The sequence below is a fragment of the Bremerella alba genome (genome assembly GCF_013618625.1).
GTDB classification, from domain to species: domain Bacteria; phylum Planctomycetota; class Planctomycetia; order Pirellulales; family Pirellulaceae; genus Bremerella; species Bremerella alba.
Map to the genome: position 1 here is coordinate 398,005 of NZ_JABRWO010000005.1, position 15,972 is coordinate 413,976.

Annotated in this window: 15 protein-coding genes; 7 read left to right on the plus strand and 8 right to left on the minus strand. The window is 57.2% G+C overall.

Annotated elements, in window-relative coordinates:
• The first annotated feature begins 15 nt into the window (after window positions 1-15).
• From HOV93_RS11080 to HOV93_RS11095, 4 genes are all read left to right on the plus strand, one after another.
• On the plus strand, window positions 16-768 hold the full coding sequence (locus HOV93_RS11080) for a UvrB/UvrC motif-containing protein (protein WP_207396559.1): 753 nt from the start codon (window positions 16-18) through the stop codon (window positions 766-768).
• 207 nt (window positions 769-975) lie between these two features.
• Window positions 976-2,277: a Gfo/Idh/MocA family oxidoreductase gene (locus tag HOV93_RS11085; protein ID WP_207396560.1), complete on the plus strand. Its 1,302-nt coding sequence runs from the start codon at window positions 976-978 to the stop codon at window positions 2,275-2,277.
• A gap of 90 nt (window positions 2,278-2,367) precedes the next feature.
• A complete protein-coding gene (locus HOV93_RS11090; RefSeq protein WP_207396561.1) occupies window positions 2,368-3,978 on the plus strand; it encodes an ABC transporter permease in 1,611 nt (536 codons plus the stop codon).
• A 64-nt stretch (window positions 3,979-4,042) separates the two neighbouring features.
• Complete coding sequence (locus tag HOV93_RS11095; RefSeq protein WP_207396562.1) at window positions 4,043-5,176, plus strand: DUF1570 domain-containing protein; 1,134 nt, start codon at window positions 4,043-4,045, stop codon at window positions 5,174-5,176.
• A gap of 253 nt (window positions 5,177-5,429) precedes the next feature.
• On the opposite strand, the gene HOV93_RS11100 is transcribed toward HOV93_RS11095, so the two are convergent.
• Both HOV93_RS11100 and HOV93_RS11105 read right to left on the minus strand, forming a co-directional pair.
• Entirely contained in the window at window positions 5,430-6,758 is a 1,329-nt protein-coding gene (locus HOV93_RS11100) for an outer membrane protein assembly factor BamB family protein (protein WP_207396563.1), read from the minus strand.
• A 65-nt stretch (window positions 6,759-6,823) separates the two neighbouring features.
• Window positions 6,824-7,054, minus strand: a complete 231-nt coding sequence (locus HOV93_RS11105) for an FmdB family zinc ribbon protein (RefSeq protein WP_207396564.1) — start codon at window positions 7,052-7,054, stop codon at window positions 6,824-6,826.
• An 80-nt stretch (window positions 7,055-7,134) separates the two neighbouring features.
• On the opposite strand from HOV93_RS11105, the gene HOV93_RS11110 reads away from it, so the two are divergent.
• A complete protein-coding gene (locus HOV93_RS11110) occupies window positions 7,135-7,809 on the plus strand; it encodes an NAD(P)H-hydrate epimerase (protein WP_207396565.1) in 675 nt (224 codons plus the stop codon).
• A 6-nt stretch (window positions 7,810-7,815) separates the two neighbouring features.
• Here HOV93_RS11110 and HOV93_RS11115 read toward each other — a convergent pair whose 3' ends face one another.
• From HOV93_RS11115 to HOV93_RS11135, 5 genes are all read right to left on the minus strand, one after another.
• Entirely contained in the window at window positions 7,816-8,307 is a 492-nt protein-coding gene (locus tag HOV93_RS11115) for a GNAT family N-acetyltransferase (RefSeq protein ID WP_207396566.1), read from the minus strand.
• A gap of 120 nt (window positions 8,308-8,427) precedes the next feature.
• Window positions 8,428-9,363: a DNA integrity scanning protein DisA nucleotide-binding domain protein gene (locus HOV93_RS11120; protein ID WP_207396567.1), complete on the minus strand. Its 936-nt coding sequence runs from the start codon at window positions 9,361-9,363 to the stop codon at window positions 8,428-8,430.
• 147 nt (window positions 9,364-9,510) lie between these two features.
• A complete protein-coding gene (locus tag HOV93_RS11125; RefSeq protein ID WP_207396568.1) occupies window positions 9,511-11,130 on the minus strand; it encodes a hypothetical protein in 1,620 nt (539 codons plus the stop codon).
• Window positions 11,131-11,149: 19 nt separating this feature from the next.
• The gene (locus HOV93_RS11130; protein WP_207396569.1) at window positions 11,150-11,362 is read right to left on the minus strand and encodes a hypothetical protein; all 213 of its coding nucleotides are present in this window, start codon (window positions 11,360-11,362) and stop codon (window positions 11,150-11,152) included.
• A 144-nt stretch (window positions 11,363-11,506) separates the two neighbouring features.
• A complete protein-coding gene (locus tag HOV93_RS11135; RefSeq protein WP_207396570.1) occupies window positions 11,507-12,208 on the minus strand; it encodes a HEAT repeat domain-containing protein in 702 nt (233 codons plus the stop codon).
• Between the two features lie 378 nt (window positions 12,209-12,586).
• On the opposite strand from HOV93_RS11135, the gene HOV93_RS11140 reads away from it, so the two are divergent.
• Together HOV93_RS11140 and HOV93_RS11145 are read left to right on the plus strand one after the other, a co-directional pair.
• Window positions 12,587-13,117 (plus strand): hypothetical protein, encoded by a 531-nt coding sequence (locus HOV93_RS11140; protein WP_207396571.1) that lies wholly within the window; start codon window positions 12,587-12,589, stop codon window positions 13,115-13,117.
• Between the two features lie 220 nt (window positions 13,118-13,337).
• On the plus strand, window positions 13,338-14,765 hold the full coding sequence (locus tag HOV93_RS11145) for an SPFH domain-containing protein (protein WP_207396572.1): 1,428 nt from the start codon (window positions 13,338-13,340) through the stop codon (window positions 14,763-14,765).
• Between the two features lie 305 nt (window positions 14,766-15,070).
• Here the strand turns inward: HOV93_RS11145 and HOV93_RS11150 are convergent.
• Window positions 15,071-15,972, minus strand: a 902-nt coding sequence (locus tag HOV93_RS11150; RefSeq protein WP_207396573.1) for a hypothetical protein, incomplete at its 5' end; no start/stop codon positions are given.

Genomic DNA, 15,972 nt, shown 5'->3' on the forward strand with positions numbered 1-15,972 from the left:
CGTGACTAGGCACCTATGGAATCCTCTGATCACTCTGAAAACATCGACCACATCCTCAAGACGTGGAACTTTGAGCCTGGCCGGCTGACGGCCCGGATTATCGTTTCCTCGGATGGACGCGACGTACTTCAGATGCGGATCGAGATGGGTTTGCTTCAGATGGAAATCGTTGGAAGGCCTGATGGTGAAAGGCCTTACGACTTTGATTCCTATCTCGAATACCTTTCGGCCCAGTTTCTGACCGAACCGACGGCACCCTTGACCGAGGATGACTGCGTCGAGATCGACCGCGAGTTCGTCCAGCTTTATCACCGTCGGATTTGCTGGCTGGCCCTCCGAGAATACGAGAAAGCGGTCCGTGATGCGGATCACACTTTGGCCCTAATGGACCTCTGCCGCGACCATTCCGACGACGAAGAATGGATCGATAGTCACGAACATTTTCGCCCTTTTGTGATGTTCCATCGTATTCAAGCCAAGGCCCTGATCGAGCTGGAAAAGCACACACCAGAGCATGCGATCGAGCAACTGACCGAAGGGGTCGAGCAGCTTCGCACCTTCTACGAGACCGAAGGAGCCGAAGAGGGGGAAGAATTCGAGTCCGACGAGCTGCACGTTCGCCTGATCGAGCTGCGAGAAACGCTTCGCGAACAGTTTGATGTCGGCCAAACGCTCAACGAGCAACTGGACGAAGCGGTCGCCAACGAGCACTACGAACAGGCCGCCAAATTACGTGATCGCATTCATCGGCGTGAAGAGCCTCACTAATCGGGCCATACATTCCACCTTAAGCTGCTTCTCTGACAAGCTTTACAACGGATTTGCCTGGAATCCATAAAAGATCCCCTATCCGTCATGTGGATAAACTTTGTTGCATTCATCGGCCGATCTGGCTAGAATTCGGTCACACACCTCCTCTGCCTAACAAGCACATATCCCGGTATATCCCACCTACTAGCTACCCAAGGAACATCCATGTCCGAGAAGTCGACGAATTCCTCGCCAGAGAAAAATGTCCAGCGCCGTACGTTCTTAAAAGGTTCCGCCGCGCTCGGCACCGCTGCAGCCGTTGGTAGTTTGAGTATGGCCCGCTCGGCACATGCTGCTGGCAACGACGAACTCAAGGTAGCTTTAATCGGTTGTGGTGGCCGTGGTAACGGAGCCGCCGTCAACGCGACCAAAGGGGACGAAAACCTGAAGGTCACCGTTCTGGCCGATATCTTCCCAGACAAAGTCGAAGCCTCTAAGCGCATCCTGGGGCGTCAACTCGGCGACCGTTTGGCCGTCTCTGACGAAAACTGTTTCAGCGGTTTCGATGCTTACAAGCAAGTGATGGAAACCGACGTCGACGTGGTGCTGCTGTGCACGACGCCTCACTTCCGTCCGGCTCACCTGGAAGCCGCGATCGCTGCCGGCAAGCACGTCTTCTGCGAAAAGCCTGTCGCGATCGATGCCCCTGGTTGCCGTAAGGTGATGGAAACTGTCGAGAAGGCCAAGCAAAAGAACTTGAGCATCGTCAGCGGTCTGTGCTGGCGTTACCATCCATCGGTGATCGCCACCGTCGAGAAGATCAAAGAAGGCCTGATCGGCGACGTCGTTTCGATGCAGGAAAACTACCTTGCCGGTACCTTGTGGCATCGGGGCAACAAGGAAGAGTGGTCGGAAATGGAATACCAAATTCGCAACTGGCTCTACTACACCTGGCTCTCCGGCGATCATATTGCCGAGCAAGCGATTCACAGCATCGACAAGGCGCAGTGGATCATGGACGATCAGACCCCAGCCAGTTGCTACGGCATGGGTGGTCGTGAAGTCCGCACCGATGAAGACTACGGCAATATCTTCGATCATCACGCCGTCATGTTCGAGTACGCTGGCGGACAGAAGATGTTCCACTATACCCGTCAAATGGCTGGCTGCTTCAACCAGACCGAAGACTTCATCATGGGCACCAAGGGGAACGCCAAAATTCTGGCCGGTTCCATCGAAGGTCAGAACAACTGGAAGTACGACGGCCCCAGCGGCAACATGTACGACCTGGAACACAAAGCCCTTTACGATGGCATGCGGACCGGCAACATCATCAACAACGGCGACTATATGACCAAGAGCACTATGTGTGCGATCATGGGCCGTATGGCGACCTACACCGGTAAGAAGGTAACCTGGGACGAAGCATGGAACAGCCAGGAAGACCTAACGCCTAAATCGTACGAGTGGGGCGACGTGACCATCCCCACTCCGATTGCCGTGCCTGGTAAGACCAAGTTGGTCTAAAGCCGGAACGACTGATCGTGCGAGCGATTGAATCCGATTACACTAGAGGCCAGGAATTTCCCTGGCCTCTTTTCTTTTCCGCTTGTGACTTTGCACCAAACCTCAGTTCGACATCCTCTGCTGCCGGTGGCGTTGCTGGCCCTTACCATCGCCGCGTTGGTGGTGGCGCTTTGGATATGGGGCGATCCGCTTTCGGTACGCTTGACCTTCGCAACTTCGCTTTACGCGCTGGCCGTCATTGCCATCACGTTGCCGCCGGCGACCATCACGAGCCTGCTTCTGTTTCGCACCCATCTCGCCGGCCGAGGCGTTTTGCTTTCGTTGCTGGTGATTTGGTTGTTCATTCCGATCTATGTGCATGTCGCCGGCTGGCGTGACCTGTTCGGACCGCAAGGCTGGCTCGAAATCGCCAGTCCTTTCGATCCTACCGCCAACTTGATCGACGGCTGGACTGGTCTCTTGTGGCTGCACAGTCTGGCCGCTTTCCCTTGGGTCGTGCTCTTCACCGGCATGGCATTTACCCGCAGTCCGGCAGCCCTGGAAGACGATGCTCGGCTCGATATCACGCCGCTGGCCGTGCTGGCCAAGGTCACCCTGCGGCAAAACTGGGACGCCGTCTTGGTTGCCGCCGCGTGGATCATCGTCACCCTCTTCGGCGAAATAAGTATCGCCAGTGTTTGCAACGTGCGAACCTATGCCGAAGTTGTTTTCACCGGCATTCCACTGGGACAAACGGCTACTGAGTCGACCCTGACCGTTGCCCCCGGGACCGTCTTGCTCGTCGCTCTGATTCTGCTGACGGCTTGGGTCGCCAATGGCCTGCGTCCCAAGCCCGCCGAAGTCGAACTCAGGCAGGCACAACTCTTGCCGCTAGGTCGCCATCGATGGTTGGCTTCGCTGTGGGTGTGGGCGTTGTTTCTGATGGCGCTTGCGCCGGCGGTAATTGGGCTGATCTACAAAGTCGGGATCACGATCGATCAAGTCGACGGGCAATTCATTCGCGGCTGGTCCCTCGCCAAGGTGTTCACACTCACACTTGGTAGCGTGGGCATCTATCGCGAAGAACTCTTATGGACACTGGCCCTCAGCGCGACGGTGGCGGCCGCGACCACGCTGATCGGTCTGCTGCTGAGTGACCTAGCCGCGCGTAGCCGCTGGGGAGCGCGACTGGTTTCGCTCCTGTGCGCGGCACTGTTCGCACTGCCGGGCCCGATTGTCGGGATTGCGATTGCCTGGGGATCGAATCGACCGTGGCTCTCCCCCTTGGCACCTTTGATCGATCGCAGCATCTTCGCCCCCTCGCTGGCGATTCTTACCATAACCCTGCCGCTGGTGACGTTCTTCTATTGGCACACCCTGCATACTTCGCGGCAGCTTTACGAGATGGCTCGGCTCGACGGCAGTTCTTGGTGGCGAACGTGGACCCGCGTGGTACTTCCGGCCAATATCCCGGTGATTGTCGCTGGCTCGCTGATCGCATTGGTGCTGGCAGCTAACGACGTCGCGGCGTCGGTGATGGTGCTGCCGGCAGGCATTGATACCATCTCGCGGCGTATCTTCGGCCTTCTGCACTTCGGTGGAGAAGACAACGTCGCCGGCATTTTGCTGATGAACCTGGTCGTGGTGGCCTTCCTGTCGGTGGTTATCCGCCGCCTGGTCAGCTGGCGCGGTCGCAACGATTTTGGCGATTCGGTGCCGTAGATCGCAACGGCGCACTATACTGCCAGTGTCCGTTTGCCTGGCATGTTTTGCCGAAGGAGTCCCGATGCGTTTATGGAATTCACTTTCACTGCTTTTCGCTTTGTTTGCCGCCCATTGTCTTTGCGCGGACGAGATTTCGTTCGAGCGCGGTGGCCAGCGAATTGACTTGAAGGGAGAGGTCATCGCCACGCACGAAGCTGGCATCATTCTGCATACGCCGGACGGAAAGATGTGGCCGATCCAAAACACAGAAATCATCGAACGAACCAAGACGACTGCTCCGTTCCAGCTGCAAACAAAAGAGCAACTGATCGAGACCGTCCTGGCCGAGATGCCGCCAGGCTCGCAGGTTATCGAGACCTCGCATTACGTGGTCGCTTACAACACCAATAGGGCGTACGCGCAGTGGGTCGCCGGCATGCTCGAACGGCTTCATCGCGGCTTTACCAGCTATTGGACGCAGCGAGGCTTTGACCTACAAGAGCCGCAGCAACCGTTGGTGGCGTTGGTGTTCGACAATCAAGATAGCTTCGCGCAGTATGGCCAGGCTGAGTTAGGCAGCGCGGCCAAGAGCGTCATTGGTTTCTATAGCATGCATACCAACTACGTCGTGATGTTCGATCTGACCGGCGGGGCAGGGGGTAACTCGCGCCGCTCGCTGGGCATACGGGATATTCAGCGGCTCATGTCACGCCCTGATTTTCAATGGAGCCTGGCCACGATCGTGCACGAAGCAACGCATCAGTTGGCATTCAATGCCGGCTTACAGAAGCGTTATGCGGACGTGCCGCTGTGGTTTTCGGAAGGGCTGGCCATTTACTTCGAGACGCCAGACGTCTCCAGCAGCCGAGGCTGGCGCGGCATCGGCCAGGTCAGTGCCCCGCGGCTACAAAAGTTTCAGCAAGCGGCCCGGGAAAGTTCACAGCCTTTTCTGCCTGATTTGTTGATCAACGACGACTCGCTTCGCAAAGCGGCGACCGCGCTGGATCGCTATTCGCAAGCCTGGGCCGTCACGTACTTCCTGCAGAAACGCAAAGCCGAAGAGTACGACGCCTACCTCAAAGAGCTTTCCGAGATCCAACCGCTTCACGACCCCACTGCAACAGAACGCGTCCGCCTATTTCAAAAACACTTCGGCGTGGACCTGACGGAACTCGAAAACGAAGTCCGCCAAATGATGCTCGGCTTGAGGCCGTAGGCTGGGGCTTGAGCTGAGGATGAAGAGGGTTTAGCCATAGAGGGTACAGAGGGAAGAAAAAGGTGCCACTGCGGATACCACGGATGAACGCGTGTAGGAAGAAGCGTGGTGGTATCTAACGTATCGGGTGGCCCAGAGATTTATCTCTGGGCCACCCGGAAAAATTGGAATCCGCTATCTTGCTTCTTAACCGTGCCCATTCATGGTCAAAACTCTTCCCTCAGTGCCTTCTGTGGCTAAACCTGCTCGCGTGTTACTTCGCTTCGCGAATGCGGACCAGGTTTTCTGCTGTGCGGATGACGACGTTGCCATCGAGGAAGATCGGGTTGGCCATGATGCGTTCGCCGAGGTCGTTTTCGGCGATCACTTCGTACTCGTCGCCTGGCTTGATGACGGTGGTCATGCCCGACTCGCTGCAGAAGTAAATGCGTCCGTCGGCGTATGTTGGCGAGGCACTGTAGTTGCCGCCCATACGGCTGGTCCAAACCTCTTGGCCGGTCGCCGCGTCGACGCACGTTGCCACGCCGCGATCACTGACCATATAGATTCTGCGGTCAATAACAACCGGCGACGGCGTAGTGGGTACCTGGCGACTGAAGGTCCATTCAATGTGCGAGTTGGTCACGTCCCCTTCGCCATCGGCGCGAATGGCAACCAGTTGGGGTCGCATGAACCCAGAACAAATGTAGACGGTGCCATTTTCAAACACTGGCGCTGGCACATTCGAGAAACCGCTTCCGTGATCGGCTCGCCACAATTCCTCGCCGGTCTGGGCATCGTAGGCACAAACCCACTGAGCACCAGGGATGACAACCTGGGTTTGACCTTCGATCTCGACCACAAGCGGCGTCGCGTATGCCTTCTTGCGGTCGCCGTCGTCGGTGCGGAAAGGAGGTCGCTCGGTCTTCCAGATGGTCTTGCCCGTCTTTTTATCGACGCCGGTAATGTACTGTTGGTCGACTCCGTCACACGTCAAGACAACCACGTCGCCGACAACCACCGGCGAACTGCCGGGGCCGACGTTATACTCGAGCGCGTTGTCGTTGTTCCGCCAAACAACCTGGGCCGTCTCGGTATCGATACAGCACGCCCCATAGGTTCCGAAGTAGCAGTAGACGAACTTACCCTCGGCGACAGGGGTCGGCGAGGCATAGGTATTGGTCAGATGCACCGTCAACGGATCGTCGACATGAAACAGATCGACCGTTCGCAACCGTTTGCCGGTCTGGTAGTCGACTTCAATGGCCTTCAATTCGACCGTCGAAGCGAGGTTCGATTGATTGCGTTGAAACGGCTTGGCATCTTTCAGGCGTTCGTCTTTTTCCTCTTCCGACAACAGCTTCTCCATGGCCGTGGTCAGCCAGATCTTGCCGCCAACCAATACCGGTGAAGACCAGCCTTTGCCAGGAATGGGGGTCTTCCAAACGACGTTCTCATCGGTTCCCCAGTTCAAAGGAACGTCCTTTGCCGAAGTGATGCCGTCTCCGTTGGGTCCGCGAAATTGCGGCCAGTTTTCGGCCGAGGCTGTCGAGACGAGTAGCCCTGTGACAGCAAGCAGCGTAACAATGCGAAGAATCGTCATCGGCAAGAACCTGAACTAAGCAAGGAGAATGTCGGAGGGAAGGATAGGGGGAAGTCGGCGTCGTCTTAGTGGCAACCGCCGGGGCCACATTGCGGCAGACCACACCCGCCGCCGCTAGGCATCGGGCCGCAAACAGGCAGGTCGTTCGATCTGCCGCCGGTGTGGGCGGCTGGCACGCTCCAGGCCTTTTCTAATTTAGCACTGCCACACTGAGGGCATTTCGGCTTGTCGCTACCACGCACCAGCAGCTCAAACTGGCTCTGGCACGCCTGGCAATTGTATTCAAACAGCGGCATCGGTTCACCTGAGATCAAAATCGGATAGAGTCAATGGAAAGCCACCCGTATTGTAAATCATACCCCAGGAAACTCCATCCATGTCTGTTCGACCTTTGCTAACCCGCGAGCAGTCGCGTGCCGTCGACACGCTGGCCGCCGAGAAGTACCACATTCCTGGCGTGATTCTCATGGAAAACGCCGGGCGAGGCAGTGCCGAGTTGCTCTTCGCCCGAAAACCCGCCAACGTGCTGATTTGCTGCGGCCCCGGCAACAATGGTGGCGATGGCTACGTCATTGCCCGGCACCTCGACCTGCTGGGCGTGCCTGTCATAATCGCCTTGTTCTGTTCGCGCGAACGAATTCAAGGGGACGCACTGATCAATTTTAAGATCATTGAAGCCGCTGGCATTGAGATTCTCGACTGCGCCGCTGAGCATCTTTGCGAATCGTTCGCCGCACAGCTTTCGCAGGCCGATTGGGTCATCGATGCGATGCTAGGCACCGGGGTCACTTCGCCGCCGCGCGAGCCAATTGCCTCGGCCATTGGCCAGATCAATGCGTCGAAGGCCCAAGTCATGGCGATCGACATTCCCAGCGGCCTCGACTGTGATACCGGCCAACCCAATGCCCCCACGATCGAAGCCGATTTCACCGCCACCTTTGTGACCTCGAAACCAGGCTACCAAAAGCCAGCGGCCCAATCCTATGTGGGGGAAGTGCATGTCGTTGACATCGGCACCCCCCAGGCCCTATTGCGCGAAGTGTTGAGGTAGTGCGATTCACTTCGCTTCGATCGGCTTCTTCCAGAAACTCATCGCGTCGGTGGCCGGGTCTCCTGGGACAAAGCCGTGGCGTAGATATAACTGACGGGCTCGGTTGTCGGCTCGCACTTCTAAGGTGACCTGCGTGCAGTGTTCGTCTTGGGCCAACTGATCGACCGCTTCCAGCAAGGCACGGCCAACCCCTTGCCCCCGGGCTTCCGGCACGACGGCCAGATCATGGATATTGATCAGCGGCCGGGCCTGGAAGGTTGAGAAACCGAGAAAACAATTCGCCAGCCCGACAAACTGCCCATCGGCCCGAGCGAGGAGCCCGCGATACGTTTCGACCTGCTGCAAACGCGGAATCAGATTCTGCTGAACGTCGGACGGCAACGAAGCATTGCCCCCCATCGGATCGCAGGCGTATTGATCTAACAAATTCAGCAGCGCATCGGCATGCTGCGGGTTGCTAAGGTCGATGCGAATGATCTGGCCCGAGAAAGCTGACATGCTTCAAACTCGCTATTTCGGTTTGCCAATCGCCGAAGAGGTGACTTCCCGGCCCCTCAATCCACCGCTGAGCTAGTCAGTACCGTCACTCCGCCTCGGATGCTGGGAACGCGGTAGAAGCTAGTCGTTCGCGCTTTGGATATTGTCGAAGTCGAGGTCCTTCCACTTCATCGCACGCCGCGAAGGCTCGATACGGAGGACCACTTCCCCTTCTTGGAACAGTCGCACCGTTCCGTTGGACTCGCTGACGGCAATCGAGATGCCCTTGGTCTTCTTGCTGATCGCAGCCGCCGCCCAATGCCGTGCCCCCAACCCTTTGCTGAGGGTGACGCTGGCCGAGGTGACGTCCAGCATGCGGCCGGCGGCTTCGACGGTGCCATCGGCAGCCACGACGAACGCGCCATCGAGCTGGGCAATTTCTTTTAAGTTCTCGCGAACGCTGCGATCGGCGATGTTGCGATCTTTTTTGGCGTACCCTTTAAGCGGATCGAAACCGCTGGGGGCGCTGTTCCCGAGAACCTTGCGATGATCGCCAACCACAAAGCAGGTGCCCACCGGCTTGCCTTCGCGGCCCTCGCGACCGATCTCGACGGCCAGATCGACGACGATTTTGAGCGTTTCTAACGGGACACTTGTTTCCAGCTTGCGAAGATCTCGCGAAGTCAGGCGGCCCAGGCGTTCGTCCAGACGAATGAAACTGATCGTGTCGATACGCTCTTCGTCGAAGCCGCTATACAGGGCGACGACCTTGGCCCCGGTCGAAAGCTGATCGTTGGCGACTGCTTCAACCAAGGCGTGCATCAGCTTTTCGAGAATGGGGCTCTCTTCCAGTTCGACCACCACACCGTGCAGGTCAGTCTCGTCGATACCTTCTAAGAACTCTTGGCGATCGGCGGCCACAATGACTTTGTGGTTATCGGCGACGGCCTTGAGCTTGTCCCACTCTGGCTGGCCATCCACAAATATGAGTACCGCGTCTGCCTCGGCGATTTCGAGCATACGAATCGCGAGCTTTAGAAACTCGGTGAACTGACTCGATAGCTTTTGATATTTCATCCTCGGCAGAGTTTCATTTCGCAGATGTGAAGCCGGCCAATAACGCGTATGTGCCGACAATCGTAGGACAGATCACCTCCACTGACAAGCGCTGCCCGGCAATTTCAGGACCTGGGCCCGCCAATTTTTCAGAGAAACTGCCTGCGACTAGTCGTGCGACGTTTGCAGAATCTCTGCGGTGCGACTGCCAGGCTTGGTTCCGAACACGAGTTGCTCGTACAACACCAACGCGTGAAGGGCATGTCCCTTGGGGCCAATGCTCCAATCGTGTTTCGGGTTTCGCTCGAGGATCGTCGTAACGTAGTTCACGGCCTTGACGATTTCGGGCGAGGTTAACTCTTCCGGCGGTAGCGAGAAAATCAGGAACTCGAGGATATGCCCAGAGGTTTGAATTCGACGATCGACGTCGCGATCCATCCCACGTCCCTCGAACCAATTCGTGCTGAAGCTGCCGTCTTGGTTTTGAATTCGAAACGAATGCTTGTGATAGTCGTTTAGGTAGTCTTTGGCCTTGGCCCACACGCCATCCATTGGTAAGCCAGCCTTTTCGCGGCTGATCACGGCAAACGCAATGCCGGTCAGGCGGTGCGACCCACCACAGGCAGCACCCACGACCTGCTGCGTGATTTCCTCTTTGAGCAGTCGCTCTAAGCTCCACTGCTGACCATCACGCGCTGTCCACGTCGCGTCGGCTGGCAGATAGTAGGAAAGGGAGATCAACTTGAAGGTCAGCTCCGACTTCGGCACGCACGTTTCCTTCTCGAAATCGATCAGGTCCTGAACCGTGAATGACTGGCCGTCGACCTGAATTTCGTAGGACGGCGGGACGTAGCTCTGGGCGAGCATGGCCAGGAATTGACCATGATGCCCTTGGACGCGAGGCCCTTGCTTGGCTTCCAGCTTGCCGTTTTTGATTTCAAACAGACGGTGTCCGCGGCACGGCTTGTTCCAGCAGATCCAACCGATGGTATTGACCGGCTGGCGATATTGGGGCGTACGTATCTGGGCATCGACCCCCCACGGCAAAAAGCCGTGCATGGTCTCCCAAATATCGTCCCGAGAAGCATCCGAAGGCTGGGCTCGGTAGTAGTAATTGAGCACCTTGGTAATGCGGGGCTGCAATGCACGAACTTCAGCCGGCAGCGGCTTTTCGATCGCGGGCTCTTCTTCTGGCTTTTCTTCGGTTACCGAATCGGCAGCCTCGGCGGGTTTCTTCTCGGCGACTGGCTCGCCATCCTTGATCGGTCGGGCATCTTTGTCCTGCATCAATTGAGCAGGCTGCTCCGTTTCCGCTTCTTCCGCTGGTTCGCTGAGCTTGGCTGGCTCGCTAGACTTAACGGGCTCGCTGGGCGTTTCATCCTTCGGCTTTGGCTCGAGCGTCTCGGCAGGTACATCCATCACCTTAGATGTGTCCGACTTGGGCTCTGCCTTCGGAGCCTCTTGCTCGCTCTTTTCGGCTGGCTTCTCTTCGGCGGTAACAGCACCTTCAGCAGGTTCGTCAGACTTCTCGCCTGGCTTGGCATCTGATGCCGTGTCTGCTTTGGGCTCTTCCGCGGGCGGTGCAGGCTTGAAGGGGTCTTTTTTCTCTGGCGGGACCGCCGCGATTCGAATCATGGGCTTGTCGGCCAAGACCTCTGCCTTGGAACCATCAGCATGATTCAATAGCGGAGCGACGATTACCTCTTGAGCAATCGTGGCGTTTGTCGTGAGTGTGATAGTACCCCAGAACGCGATCGCGCCGAGGAGTTTTGCATTCCGTCTTAGCATGCGTCTTTGTCTTTAGTTTTTAGGCAGCCGGGTGGATGGGTCGTGGGGCTGCGAGAGATTCATCAAGCAGTTCAAGCTGAAACGTGGGGCGAAATGCAGGATATAGCGTGGTTTCTCGCACATGCGGCTGAGTAAGATAAAACACCGCGTTGTCGTTGCGAGGTTCATGCATTTCCGTTTCTGAGATCAGTTTATACGGCACGCCACCGTTATAGCAAACGGCATTGGACACGGTTGAACTATAATGAAACCAATGCCCCACCGAGTTTTTGCGCAACCGGTTTACGTTTAGCCACTGGCACAGACTGCGTATCCCACATGTGACCATTTTCTCTAAAGCTCGTCACGTTAAGATTCGCTCGAAAAAAATCGACGACTACCGCAAGAAGCTTGGCACAAGCTGATCGGCAATCGAGTACGGCGGAGGTTCTGGGCTGCCTCCCATGGCAAACTCACGCCACTTGCCGGTGTCTCCCTGATAGTCGACGCTGCTCGTCTTACGCAGCGATTCGATCGCCGCATAACGCATCGCCGGATCGCGTGCATCCAGCGCCGGGACGAGCGCCTCTTTTGCCTTGGGTGTGCTGAATTCCCCTAAGGCCTTCGCTGCGGCAACGCGGACATCGTAGTCTCGGTCGCGGATGAGCACATCGGCTAACGCGTCGACCGCTTCAGCATTCTGCGACTCGCCCAATGCGACCACGGCCTCGCGACGAACGTAGGCGTCGTCATCGAAGATCGACGATTTCATCGCCGCAAATGCCTCAGGCGAGTTCAATTTAGATAAGCTACGCAGCATATGAACGCGGATCACCTCGTTCGGCTCTTCGGGAAGCGCTTTGGCGATCTTCGCAGCTTCTTCCGAGCGTCTCTCAGGCGAGAGACTTCGGCCACTGCTGGCTAAATTGTCCAACGCTTCGATCCGCTGTACCGGAGTCGGGCCGTATTTTGCGAGATCCGCTGGATCATCTTTGTCCCACCAAATGATTGGGTCGACGATCGCACCGTTCGAGGCACATCCGGTCAGTCCTAAAATAAGGGCTACCAGAATTCCGCAAAGCGGGGACTGCTGGTCCATGAATATTGTCCAACTGGCCTAGGAGTAAATTCTTGTTGCGACGTAAGCGGGCAGACGCTACCAAAATGATCGGCCCTGTTCCAGGTGAATTCCCACTCAATTTTTATCTCTACGAGGACCCCCTTAAAAAGTTCTAGAGATTGTTTCCCACACCACCAAAAACCTGATATGGTAACGGCTTAGCGTGATCTCGCGGGAGGCAAACCCTAGCGATGTGGGTCCTCATATCCCAAGATTTGGCGCTTTACAGCGAAACACTGGCGGTGATTTCATTCAAATTTGCGTGGACTTCGCCCAAAACATGACAACTCGTCGCTCCGTACCTAGAGACCCCTGTTGGGTTGTCTCTCGCTCTTCACCCCCAATGGGAGGCCTCCGGTGATCGATCCTCAACAACATGCCAAGAATCGCGGGCTCGTCGAGTCGATACTCCAGTATGTGCCTGGATTTTCAGGCTACCTGGGTCGCGAGTATCGCCGCGAGAGCGATAGCATGACCCGCACCTTCCTGGCCGACAAACTTCAGAAATCGAAGAAGGGTCTCGACGAGTACGGCAACACGCTCGTGGGGCTTGGGACGCTCGATCAGCTTCCGCTGCTGGAACGGCTTCGCAGCCGGTTAGACCTGGCCATCAATCGCTTGAAGTCCCAGATGCCTGGCTACAGTGGTTTCTTCGACTTCGTGCAAGTTGATGAAGAGTTACTGACTGACATCTACGAACACGACCTGGCCCTCGTCCAACAAGTCGACGGCCTGGCCACCGAAATTCAAAACCTGGGCACCTCGCAGCTGACGCCAGCGCAAGTGGTGCCTGAAATCACCGCGAAGATCGACGGTCTACTCGGCAAGATCGACCACCGCGAAAACATGCTCAAAGGTGTCGCCGCCGGCCCCGACGCGCCGCAGTAACCCCAACGCACCGGGTACCAATGCCCCAACGCCCCAATCTTTTCCTTCCCAAGGGAGAGGACTAGGGTGAGGGTTGGCGAAGCGGGTACCAGGTTCGCCCCTCACCCTAACCCTCTCCCCCGAGGGGCGAGGGGACAAGACTACTGAAAACGACGACTACACATTTTTTCAAAAACAACCATCTCATCGTCCATAACCGTATTAGAAAGAGAGAACCCTGATGAGCCTGCAACTGGAAGTCATTCAGTTTTTCGATAACTCGAATCGCTCCATCGTGCATCGCATGCCGCCGGAGGGCTCGGCCGCTATCAAGTATGGTGCCCAGCTGATCGTGCAGCAGAATCAGGAAGCCGTCTTCTTCATGGACGGCAAGGCGATGGATACGTTCGGCCCCGGCCGCTACACGCTGCAGACGCAGAACATCCCGCTGATCACCAAGATTCTCACCATCCCGTGGGAAAAGTCTCCGTTTCAGGCGTCGGTCTATTACTTCGGTAAACAGACCTTCCTCGACCAAAAATGGGGCACGCGTCAGCCGATCACCATTCGCGATCGCGATTTCGGCATGATCCGCCTGCGTAGCTTCGGGAAGTTCTCGTTCCGCGTGGTCGACGCGCCACTGATGCTCAACACGATCGTCGGCAGCCAAGGTAAATACACCACCGACGAAGTCAGCAGCTACTTGAAAGACCTGATCGTCTCGCGTCTGACCGATCTGCTCGGGACGTCGCAAATCAGCATGCTCGACCTGCCGAGCAAGTTCGACGAGATCGCCGCTGGTACCCGGATCAAAGTCGCCGACGACTTCGCCAAGTACGGACTCGAGCTGGCCGACTTCTTCATCAACGCGATCACGCCGCCGGAAGAAGTGCAAAAGGCGATCGACGCACGCAGCAGCATGGGAGCGATCGGCGACCTTCGCGCCTTCACCATGTACCAGGCCGCCAACAGCATGAGCAAGATGGCCGAGAACAGTGGGGAAGGGGGCGGCGCTGGCCCCGGAGCCATGCAAATGGGCATGGGTGCCGGCTTCGGTATGATGATGCCAGGCATGATGCACTCGGCCATGCAAGGGTATCAACAGCCTGGTGCACCACCCCAAGGCGGCCCCGGCGCCCAGCCGATGGGCGCCCCAACCGGCCCCAACCCAGGCCCCGTTCCCACCGGCGCTGTCGCAGGCGGAGGGATGAGCTTCGACGACCTACAAGGCAGCCCTGCCGCTCCCGCGCCCACCCCGAATTTCAGCGCCAAGGACATCATCAAAGCAGTCGCCCAGTCCAGTAACTGGCCTCTGACTGAAACCAGCGAAAACCAGTGGACCATCAATGTCCCAGTGAGTTCGCTTCGCAAACAAAACGTGAGCGTTACCTTCGGTCAGAAAGATGACGACGGCAACCAACTGGTCGTCTACAACAGCCTGTGCGGCCCGGCCAACGAACGCAACGCAATGGCCTTGCTGCGGTACAACACCAAGATGATTCACGGAGCATTCGCCATCGAAAAAGGTGCCAGCGGAGAAGTGATCACCGTCCGCGCCAACCAACTAGCCGACGCCGTCGATCAACTGGAAGTCACCAAGACCATCACCGCGATTGCCTGGCAGGCCGATAAGGTAGAAGAGAAATTGCTGGGGACCGATAACTACTAGAGATCGCGTTCCATCTAAACTGCGCAGCGCAAACCAGCACCGAGAGCGACTGACAAGCTCAGTCGTGCTCGGTCAATGGTACAACTTGCGTTTCAAACGCGATTAACCCCTCCAGCCCCGGAGGGGCGGCCATTAATAGCCAAGTGCGCAAGCCCCTGGCAGCCGTCCGTAGGGTGCTGAGCAGCGCAGCGAATCGCACCATGCACAACGTTTTCGCGTTGCCATGGGATGGAGACCGTATTCGGTGCGATACGTTCCGCTTCGCGTCTCTGCTCACACCCTACTCGAGGTGAAGGGCCGGGTTGTTAGGGTGGACCGCGTTCTTTGGCTTGAGAGTCTCTTTCTAACGCCTGATGTACTCGGTCGCGTCTTCTTTGATGGACTACCTTTTTCGCATGCCCACGAAGACGTGGGCATGGCACCCGGTGTTTTGTTGGTAGGGTGGTTGAGGGTTGTTCGTTGCAAGGTGTATCGTGCGGGCGGTTGAGTTCACGCTCCAGCGTGTCGATCTCTTCCTGTTTGGCGCATATTTCTCCCTGCAGTTGCAGGTTGAGCGCCTTCATGCGGTAGTAGGTCCAGGCGAAGAACCGCTTCTCTTGATAGGACAACGGCTCTTGGATTGGCTGTTTGCTGCGACGGATTTCCCGCTCGCGGTAACGATGGTGAAGCTGACGCTCGCGTTTTGGTCGAGGCTCCAGTGGTGGAAGCTTAGGAGGCGTGCACTTCTTGGGCTTCTCAACCGTGGGCGGATCTTCCTTGGGGAATTCGTACGCTTCGATCTCGGGATCGATGGGTACTACCAAGGGATCTGCCCGGTAACTGGGACCGGCTTCGTCCATTACTCGCGTGAAGTATTCTTCCTCGGTCTCTTGCGGGACCTCTTCGGGCTCACGCGTGATCGCCTCTTGGGCTTCCTGCCTTCGAATGATCGCGCTCAAGGTTGCCCCTTGCGGGCGGCCCAGCGGATCGTTGCCGTGCTCGGCCCGATGCATGGGGTTCTCGAAGGGTGGCTCCTCGGGAGGTTCTTTCGGAGGCTCGTCGGCCAGTATCGCCAGGACTTCTCCGCAGCAGGGGCATAGCAGTCGGTTGCCATCGATCACGGCAACCTGCGAACCGTGCGCGGAGGCGCCCGGTTCGTGTTTTTCAGGTTTTTCGTGGTGATGGGACATAATGGTGCTCTTGTGTGGTGTTGGGTTGGTAGGGCCCG